This window comes from Nonomuraea spiralis, from assembly GCF_014648435.1.
GTDB classification, from domain to species: domain Bacteria; phylum Actinomycetota; class Actinomycetes; order Streptosporangiales; family Streptosporangiaceae; genus Nonomuraea; species Nonomuraea spiralis.
Genome location: NZ_BMRC01000048.1, coordinates 36,840 through 52,214 on the forward strand (window position 1 = coordinate 36,840; position 15,375 = coordinate 52,214).

General features: G+C 69.2%; 12 protein-coding genes. 6 read left to right on the forward strand and 6 right to left on the reverse strand.

Going from position 1 to position 15,375, the window contains the following annotated elements; genetic code table 11:
• Positions 1-146: 146 nt before the first annotated feature.
• Positions 147-1,442: an ABC transporter substrate-binding protein gene (locus tag IEZ27_RS50440; protein ID WP_189653792.1), complete on the forward strand. Its 1,296-nt coding sequence runs from the start codon at positions 147-149 to the stop codon at positions 1,440-1,442.
• 47 nt (positions 1,443-1,489) lie between these two features.
• Here the strand turns inward: IEZ27_RS50440 and IEZ27_RS50445 are convergent, their stop codons facing one another.
• From IEZ27_RS50445 to IEZ27_RS50470, 6 genes are all read right to left on the reverse strand, one after another.
• Positions 1,490-1,891, reverse strand: coding sequence for a hypothetical protein (locus tag IEZ27_RS50445; RefSeq protein WP_189653793.1), 402 nt, complete (start codon positions 1,889-1,891; stop codon positions 1,490-1,492).
• A 59-nt stretch (positions 1,892-1,950) separates the two neighbouring features.
• Complete coding sequence (locus tag IEZ27_RS50450; protein ID WP_379478620.1) at positions 1,951-2,802, reverse strand: ABC transporter ATP-binding protein; 852 nt, start codon at positions 2,800-2,802, stop codon at positions 1,951-1,953.
• Positions 2,799-3,737 carry an ABC transporter ATP-binding protein gene (locus tag IEZ27_RS50455; RefSeq protein ID WP_125630344.1) on the reverse strand — a complete coding sequence of 313 codons (939 nt, stop codon included), beginning with the start codon at positions 3,735-3,737 and terminating at the stop codon, positions 2,799-2,801. Before IEZ27_RS50455 ends, IEZ27_RS50450 begins: the two co-directional genes overlap by 4 nt.
• Positions 3,727-4,725: a branched-chain amino acid ABC transporter permease gene (locus IEZ27_RS50460; protein ID WP_189653794.1), complete on the reverse strand. Its 999-nt coding sequence runs from the start codon at positions 4,723-4,725 to the stop codon at positions 3,727-3,729. Before IEZ27_RS50460 ends, IEZ27_RS50455 begins: the two co-directional genes overlap by 11 nt.
• 16 nt (positions 4,726-4,741) lie before the next feature.
• Entirely contained in the window at positions 4,742-6,031 is a 1,290-nt protein-coding gene (locus IEZ27_RS50465) for a branched-chain amino acid ABC transporter permease (RefSeq protein ID WP_229825071.1), read from the reverse strand.
• A gap of 389 nt (positions 6,032-6,420) precedes the next feature.
• Complete coding sequence (locus tag IEZ27_RS50470) at positions 6,421-6,771, reverse strand: PaaI family thioesterase (protein WP_125631184.1); 351 nt, start codon at positions 6,769-6,771, stop codon at positions 6,421-6,423.
• Between the two features lie 131 nt (positions 6,772-6,902).
• Between IEZ27_RS50470 and polA the strand changes: the two genes are divergently transcribed.
• The 5 genes from polA to IEZ27_RS50495 all read left to right on the forward strand — a co-directional run.
• Complete coding sequence (gene polA / locus IEZ27_RS50475; protein WP_189653795.1) at positions 6,903-9,593, forward strand: DNA polymerase I; 2,691 nt, start codon at positions 6,903-6,905, stop codon at positions 9,591-9,593.
• Between the two features lie 162 nt (positions 9,594-9,755).
• Positions 9,756-10,814 carry a polysaccharide deacetylase family protein gene (locus IEZ27_RS50480; protein ID WP_229825072.1) on the forward strand — a complete coding sequence of 353 codons (1,059 nt, stop codon included), beginning with the start codon at positions 9,756-9,758 and terminating at the stop codon, positions 10,812-10,814.
• A gap of 192 nt (positions 10,815-11,006) precedes the next feature.
• Complete coding sequence (gene rpsA / locus IEZ27_RS50485) at positions 11,007-12,488, forward strand: 30S ribosomal protein S1 (protein ID WP_125631182.1); 1,482 nt, start codon at positions 11,007-11,009, stop codon at positions 12,486-12,488.
• A gap of 121 nt (positions 12,489-12,609) precedes the next feature.
• The gene (locus IEZ27_RS50490) at positions 12,610-13,731 is read left to right on the forward strand and encodes an epoxide hydrolase family protein (RefSeq protein WP_189653797.1); all 1,122 of its coding nucleotides are present in this window, start codon (positions 12,610-12,612) and stop codon (positions 13,729-13,731) included.
• Between the two features lie 222 nt (positions 13,732-13,953).
• Positions 13,954-15,375: alpha/beta fold hydrolase (locus IEZ27_RS50495; RefSeq protein WP_189653798.1), on the forward strand; the 1,422-nt coding region annotated here is incomplete at its 3' end.

Sequence of the window (15,375 nt, forward strand, 5' to 3'; positions counted from 1 at the left end):
GGACTGATTACGACTCCGCATCCAAGTGCCGACAGTTCATCACGCCATCTGGTTGGAGTCCGCAACCATTTTATACGTTTCCGTCATTCGATCGGGAGCGCTCGGCGGTGCTGACGATCCCGGCCTGGAAATGAAGGAGACACTTCATGATCCGCATTGCTCCAGCAGGGCGCTTCCTGGCCGTCGCGGCAGCCGCGAGTCTGGCCCTGACTGCCTGCGGCGGTGGCGGCAGCAACACCGCCACGCAGAGTTCGCAACCGGCCGCCCCGTCCTCGTCGGCCCCCGCGGCCAAGGGCGACGGCACTCTCACGATCGGCACGCTGCTGCCCCAGACCGGTTCGCTGGCCTTCCTCGGCCCGCCCGAGTTCGCCGGTGTCGACCTGGCCATCAAGGAGATCAACGAGGCCGGCGGCGTCCTGGGCAAGCCCGTCACCAAGTACGACACCGACTCCGGCGACACCACCACGAACATCGCCTCGCAGTCGGTGGACAAGCTGCTGGCCCAGAAGGCCGACGCCATCATCGGCGCCGCGTCCTCCTCGGTGTCGGAGTCGGTGATCGACAAGATCACGGGCGCGGGCGTCATCCACTTCTCGCCGGCCAACACCTCCGACAAGTTCACCACCATCGAGGACAAGGGCCTGTACTTCCGTACCTCGCCGCCGGACAAGCTGCAGGGCCGCGTGCTCGGCGACCTGGTGGTGTCCGACGGCAACGACACCGTCGGCATCCTGGCGATGCAGGACTCCTACGGCACCGGCCTGGCCGACCAGGTGCAGAAGACGGTCACCGACGGCGGCGGCGAGGTCGTCGAGCGGGTCGACTACGACCCCAAGGCGGCCGACTTCTCCGCCGACGTGGCCAAGATCAAGGCCAAGAACCCCAAGGGCATCGTGCTGATCGGCTTCGAGGAGACCGCCAAGGTCATCCAGGAGCTGGTCAAGCAGGGTCTGCCGGCCGACAAGCACAAGTGGTACATGGTCGACGGCAACACCTCCAACACGAACTACGTCAAGATGCCCAAGGGCACCCTCGACGGCGTGAAGGGCACGATCCCGGGCGCGGCGGCCCCGGAGGAGTTCCAGAAGCAGCTCCTCGCCGTCAACCCCAAGCTGGAGGACTACAGCTACGCCCCCGAGTCCTACGACGCGATGAACCTGCTCGCGCTGGCCGCCGAGGCCGCCAAGAGCGACGCGGGCGTCGACGTCGCCGCCAAGCTGGCCGAGGTCAGCAAGGGCGGGGAGAAGTGCAAGAACTTCAAGACCTGCGTCGACCTGCTGAAGGCCGGCAAGGACATCGACTACGACGGCGTGAGCGGCCCGGTCGAGTTCAACGACGCCGGTGACCCCGCCGTCGCCACCATCGGCATCTACCAGTACGGCAAGGACAACAAGTACGCCACCAAGGCGCTGGAGTACCGCACCGGTAACATCTCCGGCTGATCAGCGTCCCCGCGAAGGGCCCGGTCCGCGAGGATCGGGCCCTTCCGTCATGCGCACCCGGCCACGATCTGGTCGGCGGCCGCCCGGTACTGCTTGAGCAGCGCGACCTGGCGCTCGTGCGGCACGTCGTTCCTGGACAGGCCCGCGGTGGCCTCCTTGACGCGCTGTACGGCCGGGTGCAGCGAGGCCGGCAGCCGGTCGCCGAACTGGAGTGTGATGCCGCGCAGCTCGGCCAGCCGGCCGATGACGGCGTCCTCGAAGTACTGCTGCTCCTCCTGGCCCTTCGGCTTGAGCATCAGGCCGGCGTACCCGATGGCCGAGACCACGCGCGCGCACGGGCTGTCGGTGGGGTCGCCGCCGGTGCTGTACTTCTGGGCCGAGGAGGCGTCCTCCTGGCAGCCGACGAGCAGGACGGGCAGGATGAGCGCCACTGTCACCAATCGCTTCACAACGCTCATTAAAAAACGGAGAAGGGGCCCGGGGGGAGCCCCTTCTCCGTTCGATCCGGTTACGCCTTGGCCAGCGTGCCCAGGTACAGCTCGATGACCTTCGGGTCGTTGGCGAGCTGCCTGCCGGTGCCGGTGTAGGCGTTGCGGCCCTGGTCGAGCACGTAGCCGCGGTGGCAGATCTGCAGGCAGCGGCGGGCGTTCTGCTCCACCATGATCACCGTCACGCCCGCCTTGTTGATCTGCTGGGCCTGGATGAAGACCAGGTCCTGGAGCTTGGGCGACAGGCCGGCCGACGGCTCGTCGAGCAGCAGCACCGACGGCTCGGTCATGAGCGCCCTGGCCATGGCCACCATCTGCCGCTCACCGCCGGACAGGGAGCCCGCGCGCTGCTTGCGCCGCTCCTTGAGCGCCGGGAACAGCTCGGCCACGAACTCGAAGCGCTCCTTGAACTTGCCGGGCACCTGGAAGGCGCCCATCTCCAGGTTCTCCTCGATGGTGAGGCTGGGGAAGACGTTGTTGGTCTGCGGCACGTAGCCGACGCCGCGGGAGACCAGCGCGTGCGCCTTCATGTTCGTGATGTTCTCACCCTTGAGCAGCACCGTGCCGCTGCGGATGTTGACCAGCCCGAACATGGCCTTCAGCAGCGTCGACTTGCCGGCGCCGTTGGGGCCGATGATGCCGATCAGCTCGCCCTCTTTGACGTAGAGGTCGGAGCCGTTGAGGATGTTGACGCCCGGAAGGTAGCCGGCGATCAGCTCGTCGCACCGCAGCACGGCGTCCGCTGCGCCCTCCAGGTGCGCGCTGCGGTCGGTGACCGCCGCCTTCGACTCCGGAGCCTCCGCAGCGGCCTCAGCGGCCGCCTCAGCGCTCTCAGAGGCGGTCTCGGGGGCGGTCTCGGGGACGTCGCTCACTTCTGCGTCTCCTCTTCGATTTCGGCCTCCAGCGCCGCCTCCGCCTCCTGCAGCTGGGCCTCCAGCTCGGTGTCCGACAGCGGGGCGTCGTGGTGCGCGCCGAGGTAGGCGTCGATCACCCGCTCGTCCGACATGATCGTCTCGGGCGGGCCCTCGGCGATGACGGCCCCCTGAGCCATGACGATCACCCAGTCGCTGATGTCGCGGACCATGTCCATGTCGTGCTCGACGAACAGCACCGTCATGCCCTGCTCGCGCAGGTCCTTGACGTGGCCGAGCAGCGACTGGGTCAGGGCCGGGTTCACGCCCGCCATGGGCTCGTCCAGCATGACCAGCTCCGGCTGGACCATGAGCGCGCGGGCCATCTCCAGCAGCTTGCGCTGGCCGCCGGACAGCGACCCGGCGAAGTCCTCCCGCTTGGCGGCCAGCTTGAAGCGTTCGAGCAGCTCCTCGGCGCGGGCGGTGATCTCGTCCTCCTGGCCGCGCCACATGCTCGGGAACAGCGCCCGCCAGAAGGTCTCGCCCTTCTGCTGCTGGGCGCCGAGGCGCATGTTCTCCATCACGGTCAGGCGGGACAGCGCCTTGGTGAGCTGGAAGGTACGCACCATGCCCGCGCGGGCGACCTTGTGGGCCGGCACCCCGTTCATGTTGCGCCCGTTGAACGTCCACGAACCCGCGTCGGCCGTGTCGAAGCCGGTGAGCTGGTTGAAGAAGGTCGTCTTGCCGGCGCCGTTGGGGCCGATCAGCGCGGTGATGGAACCCCGCTGGATCTCGACGTGGCCGACCTCGACCGCGGTCAGGCCGCCGAAGCGGCGTACGACGTTGTCGACGGTGAGGATCGGGTCCGGCTTGGGCACACCCGGCTCGCGGGCCAGGTCCTTGAAGACGGCCAGCGCCGCGGCCTTGCGGTCGGTGGCCGTGGTTTCAGCGTGCATCGATTGCTATCTCCCTCTTGTCACCGAAGATGCCCTGCGGCCGGAAGATGAGCAACAGGATGAGCCCGAGGCCGACCAGGATCCACCGGACGGCGCCCACCTGGTTCGTGTCCATGAACGTGATGATCCCGGCGCCGACGGCGTCCGTGAGGGTGTTGTAGATGAGGACGAGCAGCACCCAGAAGATCGACGCGCCGAGGACCGGGCCGAGGACGCGGGCCGCGCCGCCGAGGATGACCATCGTGTACGCGTAGAAGGTCGTCTCCGTGCCGAACACGTCGGGCTGGATGGAGGCGTAGGCCAGGCCGTAGATGAAGCCGCCCAGGCTGCCGACGACGCCGCCCAGGACCAGCGACTGCATCTTGTAGGAGAAGACGTTCTTGCCGAGGCTGCGCACGGCGTCCTCGTCCTCGCGGATGGCCTTGAGCACGCGGCCCCAGGGGCTCTTCATCAGCAGGTAGACCAGCACGCAGCACAGCGCGATGAGCACCCAGCCGACGGTCAGCACCCACAACACGCGGTGGTTGAAGAACAGCGGGACGGGGCCGAGGTTGAAGCCGTACTCGCCCGCGGAGTAGGGGTTGAGCGCGTAGAAGCCGTCGGAGAAGCCGCGGTGGCCGTCCGAGCCGCCGAAGACGTCCTTGAAGGCCACCGAGCGGAAGACGAGCCGGACGATCTCGGCGGCCGCGATGGTGACGATGGCCAGGTAGTCGGCGCGCAGTTGCAGCGTGGGGATGCCGAGCAGCAGAGCCAGGATCGCGGCGGCGACGAGGCCGACGACGACGCCGACCCAGAAGGGCAGGCCGATGACGACGACCGTGACGGCCAGGCCGTAGCCCGCCACGCCCATGAACGCCGCCTGACCGAAGTTGAGCAGGCCCGTGTAGCCGAATTGAATGTTGATGCCGATGGCGGCGAGCGCGTACAGCACGGTCTCTACGCCGACGGCGGCCTTGAGCGTCGTGCTGATGATCGTGATCCAGTCCATTCTGATCCTCCCCCGATCAGCCGATTCGCTCGCGGCGGCCCAGGATGCCCTGGGGCCGGACGAGGAGCACGATGATGAGCACGGCCAGCGCGCCGACGCTCTTCAGCTCGGGCGGCACCCACAGCGTCGAGACCTGGATGAACAGGCCGACCACGAGCGACCCGACCAGGGCGCCGAACGCTGTGCCGAGGCCGCCGAGCGTGACGCCGGCGAAGATGAGCAGCAGGATGTCCTGGCCCATCGTGAACTTCAGGTTCTGCGAGAGGCCGAGCATGACGCCGGCCAGACCGGCGATGGCGGCGCCCAGGGTCCAGATGATCCGGATGACCCGGTCGACGTTGATGCCCGAGGAGGCCGCGAGCGCGGGGTTGTCGGCCACGGCGCGGGCCGCCTTGCCGGTACGGGTGCGCAGCAGCGCGATGCCGACGACGATCAGCACCACCAGTTCGATGCCCATCGCCACGAAGTTCTTGGGAGCGGCGGAGATCGGCCCGATCTGCATGCCCGGCTGGGCGGTGTACTGGGCGTAGGCCTCGTTCTGGCCGCCGAAGAAGATCAGCATGACGTAGCGGAGGACGAGCGCGAAGCCGATGGAGATGATCATCATGGCGATGTTGCCGGTGCCGCGCCTGCGGAGCTGGCCCCAGAACAGGCGGTCCTGCCCGTAGCCGAACAGGCCCGCGAGCAGTACGGCGAGCACCGCCGCCGGGATGAGATGGATCCCGAATCCCACGTTGAACATGTATGCGAAGATCGCGCCGATCGTGACCAGCTCACCGTGGGCGAAGTTGGTCAGGCCGGTCGTGCCGTAGATGAGCGACAGGCCGAGCGCGGCCAGGGCGATGATCAGGCCGAGGTTGAACCCCTCGAACGTGAGCTGCGCCGCCTGGTCCCAGAACCCGCTCTGCTCGCTCTCCTCGCCGCCCGCAGGCTGCCCGGCCACACCCTTGGCCTGCAACGCGAACAGGACGGTGGAGCAGTTGCCCTCGAAGACCGTCGGCGTGCGGACGTTGTTGCCCCCGCGCACCTCGGCGTTCTTCGGAAGGCTGCCGACATCCAGGGTCACCTTGAACTTGCCCTTGTCGGTCGGGACGTCCCACGTGCCTTGTGCGTTTGTTGTGACCTCCTTGACGGGTTGTCCGCCCTCGGTGGTCACGGCGATTTTTACGCCGTTCACTGGCTGGCCTTGGAGTTTGAGCGTCCCCTTCAAACCCTGGCATCCGGCCGGCCCCGCCTGGGCGGGGGCGGCGAGCAGGAAGATGAGTCCACCCAGGAAGGCCGTGAACGCGATCACGGCTCTGCGCAATGGTGCTCCCTCAAATAGGTCAAGGCGGGGTTGTACCCCTCCATCTCGACACGCGCGCATCGCAGGCACAACTGGGATGCAATGGCGGGAGCTTATTCCGCAGACGCCCGTTTCAGTATGGTTCGTCACCAATTAGTGACATGCGTGTGGCACACATGTGAGGAAACAACGCGGCAGGTCAGGGGCTAAATGAGGGAAGACGCCTGGCCGGGCGGAGAACGAAACGGTAACGAAGAGAAGAAAACGTGGACGAGCCCGCGGAGCGGCCTTTGGGGCCATGTAGGGCTTCCCCGGCCGTACACGTTATCTACCGGGCCTCCCCGCGGGCTCTGTTCGGACAACCGTAGCGATCGATGGGGCCGATGCGCAAAGGTTCGATCAAAGTGACCTCAGGGGCGCCGGTCACGCAGCATGCACGTCAGCCTGGAGGTGCACACCCGCCGTCCCTCCTCGTCGGTGACCTCGATCTCGTACGTCGCCAGGGTGCGCCCGCCGTGCAACCGCGTCGCGACGCCGGTCACGTACCCGGAGGTCGCCGAACGGTGGTGGCTGGCGTTGATCTCGATGCCCACGGCGATGCGGTCGGGGCCGGCGTGGATCGCCGCGGCCACCGAGCCCAGCGTCTCGGCCAGCACCACCGACGCGCCGCCGTGCAGCAGGCCGTAGGGCTGGGTGTTGCCCTCGACCGGCATCCTGCCGACGACGCGCTCGGCGCCGGCCTCGACGAACTCGATGCCCATACGGTCGGGCAGCGTGCCCTTGTGCACCGCGCCGTACGCCGAGAAGTCGAAGGGGTCGGTCTGCGTCAAGGGGATCTCTCCACTCTTCCGAGCTCGGGTTTTCTGTCGTTGACGCAGACTAGGCTGCGTACGTGCCGAAGAGTGAAGTGACCCCCAGCCGCCCGTGCCTGTTGCTGCTTGACGGGCATTCCCTGGCCTACCGCGCTTTCTACGCGCTCAAAGACGCCAACCTCATGACCACCGACGGTCAGCACACCGAGGCGGTCTACGGGTTCACCTCGATGCTGACGAACATCCTGCGCGACGAGCAGCCGACCCATGTGGCGGTGGCCTTCGACAGGTCGGAGCCGACGTTCCGCCACGAGGAATACTCCGACTACAAGGCCAACAGGAGCGAGACCCCGGAAGACTTCCGCGGTCAGATGCAGCTCATCTACGAGCTTCTCGACACGCTGCGCATTCCTCACCTGTCCAAGGCGGGCTTCGAGGCCGACGACCTGATCGCCACCCTCGCCACCCGCGCGGCCGATCAGGGGATGGACGTCCTGATCGTCACCGGCGACCGCGACGCGCTGCAACTCGTCAACGAGCACGTCACCGTCCTGATGACGCGCCGGGGCATCAGCGACATGACCAGGTTCACGCCCGAGGCGGTCGAGGAGAAGTACGGCCTGACCCCCGCCCAATACCCCGACTTCGCCGCGCTGCGCGGCGACCCCAGCGACAACCTGCTGTCCATCCCCAGCGTCGGCGAGAAGACCGCGGCCAAGTGGGTGCGCGAGTTCGGCTCGCTGACCGCGCTGGTCGACCGCGTCGACGAGGTCAAGGGCAAGGTCGGCGAGAAGCTGCGCGAGCACGTCGCCCAGGTGCTGATGAACCGCCGCCTGACCGAGCTGCTGCGCGACGTGCCGCTCGACGTCGAGCTCGGCGACCTCACGCAGGGCGGGTGGGAGCGCGAGGAGATCAACAAGCTGTTCGACACCCTGCAGATCCGCGGCGAGCTGCGCGAGCGTGTCTTCAAGGTGCTCGGCACCGGCGAGGCCGAGCCCGAGCAGGGCTTCGAGGTCGAGACCGTGATCCTCGGCCCCGACCGCGTGGCCGGCTGGTTGTCGGCGCTGCCGCAGGGCCGCGCCGGGCTGGCCTTCAAGGGCTCCTACGGCAGCGGCACGGGCCGCATCGACGCCATCGCCGTCGCCTCGCCCGACGGCACCGCCGCCCACATCGACCCCGTCAAGCTCACCGAGGGCGACGAGGCGGCGCTGCGGGCCTGGCTGGGCGACGCGAGCAGGCCCAAGGCCGTCCACGACGCCAAAGGCCCGATCCTGGCCCTGTGGGCCCAGGGCATGGAGCTGCGCGGGCTGAGCTGCGACACCGCGCTGGCCGCCTACCTCGCCATGCCGGGCCAGCGCACGTTCGCGCTGGAAGACCTGGCCAGGCGCTACCTCAACCGCGACCTGCGGGCCGAGGAGGAGTCCGGCGGCCAGGCCGCGCTGTTCGGCGACGACGAGGACGCCCCGGCCAAGGACCTCGCGCTGCGCGCCCACGCGGTGCGCGAGCTGGCCGACTCCCTGGAGGGTTTCCTGGCCGGCCGCGGCGGCACCCAGCTCCTGGCCGACGTCGAGCTGCCGCTGCTGTCGGTGCTGGCCGAGATGGAGCGGGCCGGCATCGCCGTCGACAGCGAATACTTCGCGGGCCTGGAGGCCGAGTTCGGCGCGGCGGTCAAGCACGCCGTCGAGGAGGCCCACCGCTCGGTCGGCGAGCAGTTCAACCTGGGCTCGCCCAAGCAGCTCCAGGAGATCCTGTTCACCAGGCTCAACCTGCCCAAGACGAAGAAGATCAAGACCGGCTACAGCACCGACGCCGACCAGCTCGCCTGGCTCGCCACCCAGACCGAGCACGAGCTGCCGACGATCATGCTGCGCCACCGTGACCAGCAGAAGCTGCGCACCACGGTCGAGGGCCTGATCAAGGAGGTCGCCGACGACGGGCGCATCCACACCACGTTCAACCAGATCATCGCCGCGACCGGCCGCCTGTCCTCGGAGAAGCCCAACCTCCAGAACATCCCGATTCGCACCGCCGAGGGCCGCCGCATCCGGCAGGGCTTCGTGGTGGGCGAGGGCTACGAGCGGCTGCTGACGGCCGACTACAGCCAGATCGAGCTGCGCATCATGGCCCACCTGTCGGGCGACGAGTCGCTGATCGCCGCCTTCGAGTCGGGCCACGACTTCCACCAGGCCACCGCGGCCCGGGCGTTCGATCTGCCGCCGGAGCAGATCGACTCCGAGCTGCGGGCCCGGATCAAGGCGATGAACTACGGCCTGGCCTACGGTCTGTCCGACTTCGGCCTGTCCGGGCAGCTCAACATCCCGGTCGCCGAGGCGCGGGCGCTGAAGGAGGAGTACTTCACCGAGTTCGGCGGCGTACGCGACTTCCTCCAGGCCATCGTGGCCCAGGCGCGCACCGACGGCTACACCGAGACCATCATGGGCCGCCGCCGCTACCTGCCCGACCTGACCAGCGACAACCGCCAGCGCCGGGAGATGGCCGAGCGCATGGCGCTCAACGCCCCCATCCAGGGCTCGGCGGCCGACATCATCAAGGTCGCCATGCTCCACGTCCACCAGGCCATCGCCGAGGAGGGGCTCGCCTCCCGGATGTTGCTCCAGGTCCACGACGAGCTGGTGTTCGAGGTCGCGCCGGGCGAGCTGGAGACGCTGCGGCAGCTCGTCAGCGACCAGATGAACGCCGCCTACAGCCTGCGCGTGCCGCTGGAGGTCTCGGTGGGCGTCGGGCGTACGTGGCAGGACGCCGGCCACTGATGATGTTTATCCGGATACGGCGGGGCAGTCCGACATTTCGTGAACGGCGAGGCCCCGCCGTCTCCGGGGCTTCTCGTCTACGCTGAAGACACTTTTAGCCGAGTAGCCGGGAGTTTCGTGCGGGTACCAGCCTCTTACACACGGATCATCGCCATCGCGAACGTGGCGGTCGTGACCGTGGCCATCGCCGGGCTGAGCCTCTTACCTGACGGTGAGACCCCCGCTACCCCCAAGGCGTCGGCCAGGGTCGGCCTGAGCGCCCCCGTCACGCCCCCGCAGACGCGGCCCTCGGACGCCTCCCAGCCTCCCGGCGTGGTCGCCACCCCCGAGTTCGCCCGCCAGGTCCGCGCCAACGAGGCGGGCCTCGTGCCGGTCATCATGTACCACCGGATCCTGCGCAAGCGCGTGGCCTCGATCGACCGTACGCCCGCCCAGCTCAGGAAAGAGCTGGAGAAGCTGGCCAAGCAGGGTTACGTGCCCATCACGGCCAGGGAGTTCGTCACCGGCGACATCAAGGTGCCGGCCGGGCGCTTCCCCGTGGTGCTGACGTTCGACGACGGGCATCCGAGTCATTTCGCGCTCGACGCCTCCGGCAACCCCAAGCCCGACACCGCCGTGGGCGTGCTCCTCGACGTGGCCGCCCGATACCCCTCCTTCCGGCCGACCGCGACGTTCTGGGTCACGCGCGAGCCGTTCGGGCTGCGCGACCGGGAGCGGCAGACGGCGGCCGTGCGGTGGCTGGTCGACCACGGCTTCGAGGTCGCCAACCACACCTGGTCGCACCCCGACCTGCGCAGGCTCGGCAAGAAGAAGGTCCGCGAGCAGATCGTCCGGCTGGAACGCCTGCTCAAGAAGGTGGGCGCGCCGCCCGACAAGACCCTGGCCCTGCCGTACGGGTCGCTGCCGCGGCCCAAGAAGCTGGCCCGTACCGGCTCGTGGGACGGGACCCGTTATGATTTCGCGGGCGTGTTCCTCGCCGGAGCCGAGCCGTCTCTTTCGCCCTACGCGAAAAAGTTCGACCCTGGAGCGATCCAGCGGATCCAGAGCAACGGCAAGCGGGGCGAATGCCGCAAGTGGTGCTCGCAGTACTGGCTGGAGTGGCTGAGCAAGCACCCTGGTGAGCGCTACGTCTCCGACGGGGATCCCGGGCGGATCTCCATCCCGGGGAAACTAAGGGGTAATATCAACCCCAAGCGGGAGTCCCAGATCATCGCATACTGATGTGTCCCCGGATTGACCCCGTGGCCAAGGTCTCATATGCTGATCGCTGCGCTGTGGGCTCGCGCGCGCCTCAGACGGAGCGGGCTCGCGCTCGGTCACGTCGATGTCGTAATTCCTCGGCTTGATGCGGAAGAGGGCCTGCCGCGCATCCGCCACATCGACATCCTGTCCGCGTTCGGAGCAATTCCACACATGACGTCCAGCACTGAGGCCACCTCGAGCACCCCGCAGGTAGCGGTCAACGACATCGGGTCCGAGGAAGCCTTCCTCGCAGCGATCGACGAGACCATCAAATACTTCAACGACGGCGACATCGTCGAGGGCACCGTCGTCAAGGTCGATCGAGACGAGGTCCTTCTCGATATCGGCTACAAGACCGAGGGTGTCATCCCCTCGCGCGAGCTTTCGATCAAGCACGATGTCGACCCTGCTGACGTCGTGGAAGTCGGCGAGCACGTCGAGGCCCTGGTTCTCCAGAAGGAGGACAAAGAGGGCCGCTTGATCCTGTCCAAGAAGCGTGCGCAGTACGAGCGCGCCTGGGGCACGATCGAGAAGATCAAGGACGAGGACGGCATCGTCACCGGTACCGTCATCGAGGTCGTCAAGGGTGGTCTCATCCTCGACATCGGCCTGCGCGGCTTCCTCCCCGCCTCCCTGGTCGAGATGCGACGCGTCCGCGATCTGCAGCCGTACGTCGGCCGCGAGCTCGAGGCGAAGATCATCGAACTCGACAAGAACCGCAACAACGTGGTTCTCTCCCGCCGCGCCTGGCTGGAGCAGACGCAGTCCGAGGTGCGCCAGACGTTCCTCAACACCCTGCAGAAGGGCCAGGTCCGCAAGGGCGTCGTGTCCTCGATCGTCAACTTCGGCGCCTTCGTCGATCTCGGCGGGGTCGACGGTCTGGTCCACGTGTCCGAGCTGTCCTGGAAGCACATCGACCACCCGTCCGAGGTCGTCGAGGTGGGCCAGGAGGTCACGGTCGAGGTCCTCGACGTCGACATGGAGCGCGAGCGCGTCTCCCTGTCGCTCAAGGCCACGCAGGAAGACCCGTGGCAGCAGTTCGCCCGTACCCACCAGATCGGTCAGGTCGTGCCGGGTCGCGTCACCAAGCTGGTGCCGTTCGGTGCGTTCGTCCGGGTCGAGGAGGGCATCGAGGGCCTGGTCCACATCTCCGAGCTGGCCGAGCGCCACGTGGAGATCCCGGAGCAGGTCGTCCAGGTCGGCGACGAGATCTTCGTGAAGATCATCGACATCGACCTCGACCGTCGTCGCATCAGCCTCTCGCTGAAGCAGGCCAACGAGGGCGTGGGGACCGAGGTCGAGTTCGACCCGACCCTCTACGGCATGGCGGCCACGTACGACGACCAGGGCAACTACATCTACCCCGAGGGCTTCGACTCGGAGACCGGTGAGTGGCTCGAGGGCTTCGACAAGCAGCGTGAGGAGTGGGAGCGGCAGTACGCCGAGGCCCAGACGCGCTTCGAGGCTCACCGCAAGCAGATCGAGGAGGCCCGCAAGGCCGAGGCGGAGGCCGGCGAGGCCGCTCCCTCGTCCTACAGCGGCGAGACCGCTCCTCCGTCGGGCAGCTCGTCGTCGGCTCCGGCCAGCGGCGCGCTCGCCTCTGACGAGGCGCTCGCTGCCCTCCGCGAGAAGCTCGCGGGCGGCCAGAGCTAAGGCTCAGCCTTGAATCAGCCCCGCACGGGTCTCCCGTGCGGGGCTTTTTCACGTCATTCGCCAGGAACGGCCTGTCCATCGCGGAAGGAACCTTGCCGCGAGGGTTCCTAGGGTTCCCTCCATGACGCCGTTTCGCATCGACATCCCGCAGGCCGACCTCGACGACCTCGACGATCGGCTGCGCCGCACCCGGTGGGCCGGGCCGCTCCCCGGCGGATGGGACCGGGGCGTGCCGGTCGACTACCTGCGCGAGCTGGTCGCGTACTGGGCCGGCGCGTTCGACTGGCGGGCCCAGGAGGCCAGGCTCAACGCCTTCGACCAGTACACCACCGTGATCGACGGGCAGACGATCCACTTCGTGCACGTCCGCTCGCCCGAGCCGCACGCGCTGCCGCTCGTCCTCACGCACAGCTGGCCGAGCTCGTTCGTGGAGTACGCCGAGGTCGTCGGGCCGCTCACCGACCCCCGGGCGTACGGGCTCGACCCGGCCACGGCCTTCCACGTCGTGGCGCCCTCGCTGCCCGGGTTCGCCTTCTCGCCGTTCCCTGACCCGCCGGACGAGCGGCCGTGGAGCATCGCGCGCGTGGCGCGGACCTGGGCCGAGCTGATGTCCCGCCTGGGCTACGACCGGTACGGCGCCCACGGCAACGACGCCGGGGCCCTGGTGACGCCCCAGCTCGCCGCGTACGACAGCGAGCATGTGGTGGGCTCGCTCATCACCGCCGGGCTCGGCATCCCCACCGGCGCGCCCGGGGAGCTGGACGGGCTGGACGAGGACGAACTGGCCCAGCTCGCCGAGCTGACCGCGTGGACCACCGGCGGCAGCGGATACGGCCCCTACCTGGCCAAACGGCCCCAGACGCTGGCCCACGGGTTCGCCGACTCGCCGGTGGCGCAGCTGGCGTACCTGGTGGAGCGGTTCAAGGAGTTCGACGGCTGGTCGCCGCTGGAGGAGCCGGTCCATCGGGACCTCGTGCTGACCAACGCCACCCTGTACTGGCTGACCGGCACCGGCGGCTCCTCGTCCTGGCCCTACTACGAAGGGGCCGCCGGGCTGCCGATCGACCAGCGCGAGGTGCCGACCGGCGTCTCCCACGGCGGGCCGGAGGTCATGCGCCGCATCGCCGCGCGTAAGAACGACCTCCGGTGGTGGGGGGAGGCCGTCAGCCCCAGCCACATGGTGGGTTTGGCCGCCCCGGAGACGGTCGTCGCGGGCGTCCGGACCTTCTTCGGCATGCTCTGAGCCGCACGCGGCCGTTCTGAGCCCCGAGCGGCTCTGAGCCCCGAGCGGCTCTGACCCCGAGCCGTTCTGAGCCTCGAACGCACGCAGGCCCGCCGGGCGGGCGCCAGATTTTACCTGGCGAGCTTTCGGGACTCCTCCACCTGCGAAGACGGCCGCTGGGAAACTGGCAGGCGGCTGGAGGCACGAACGTTCGGGGGCGATGCGGTGCGCATGGTTCGGCGCGTGATCCCGGTGGTGGCGGCGGTCGCCGTCCTGGTTCCGGCGGCGGGCGGTGGGGTCGGCCAGGCGGCGGCGCTCGTACCCCCAGGTCCGCCCTCATGGCCGGAACGGGAGGTCACCGGGCTCGCCGGGCCGGAGCGGGAGGTGGACGGGCTCGCCGGGCCTGAGGCGGTGGCGAGCGGGCCGGTGGCGGGTGGGCCGGCGTGGGCGGAGTGCGGGGACGGGTTGCGGTGCGCCACGTTGTCCGTGCCCGCCGACTGGGCCAGGCCGCGCGAGGCCCGTACGGTCGTCGAGCTGGCCATGCTGCCCGCCCAGGACCCGGCGCGGCGGCTCGGCGCGCTGGTGGTCAACACCGGTTCGGCCTCGGTCGTACGCGAGGTCAGGCAGCGGCCGGACACCGTGGGCGAGCTGGCCAGATGGTTCGACGTCGTGCTGGTCGAGGCACGCGGGGCCGGCGAACGGGGGAGCGCGGGGGCGTGTCCCGGGTCGCGGCCCGATCCGGCGCGGCTGCTGTTCGCGGCGGGGCGGCGGGCCTGGCGGGCCTTCGCCCGCGACAACGCCGCCTATGACCGCGGCTGCCGCGCCGCGCTCGGCCCGGCCTACGCGGGGCTGACGTCGTGGCAGGTCGCACACGACCTCGACGCCGTACGCGCCGCGCTCGGCGAGCCCCGGCTGCGCTACCTCGGCAACGGCTACGGCAGCGTGTACGGGCAGGCGTACCTGGAGTTGTTCCCCGGCCGGGCCGGGCGGATGTACCTGGAGGGGCTGCCCGACCACACCGGGACCGGGCTCGAAGGGCGGTTGCTGGCCCACGCCCGTGCCCAGGAGCGGCAGCTCGGGTACTTCCGCGACTGGTGCCGTACCCGTCCGGGCTGTCCGCTCGGTCACGCGGACGCGGTCAGGGTGTTCGACGGCCTGCTCAGGCGCGCGCCCCTGCGGGCGGGCGTGGACGGCCGTGCGGTGAGCGGGCGGGAGATCGCCGCCGCGGTGTGGGCGGGGCTGGCCCCCGCGCGGTGGCCGGCGCTGGCGCACGCCCTGTCCAGAGCGAGAACGGGCGACGCCGCCGGTCTGGCCGCCATGACACCGGCCGGCCAGGCGGCCCCGACCCCGGCCCCCACTCCTGCCCCCGCCCCCGGAACACCGGCCGCCCCGCCGCAGCCGGTTCCTGTCCCTGTGCGGGTGTTCGGGAGGGGAGAGGCAGCCTCCGGCCCGGGGCGAGGGGCCGCGGGTGGGGAGGCGCTTCCCGGCCCTGTGCGGGTGCTTGAAAGCGGGGATGCAGCTTCCGGACCTGCGGAGGCGTCCGGGGGTGGGGAGGCGGCTTCCGGCCCTATGCGGGTGCCTGGGAGGGGGAAGGCGGTTCCTGGCCTTGCGCGGGTGCCAGAGAGCGGGGAGGCGGCTTCCGGCGCTGCGGGGGTGTCCGGGGGT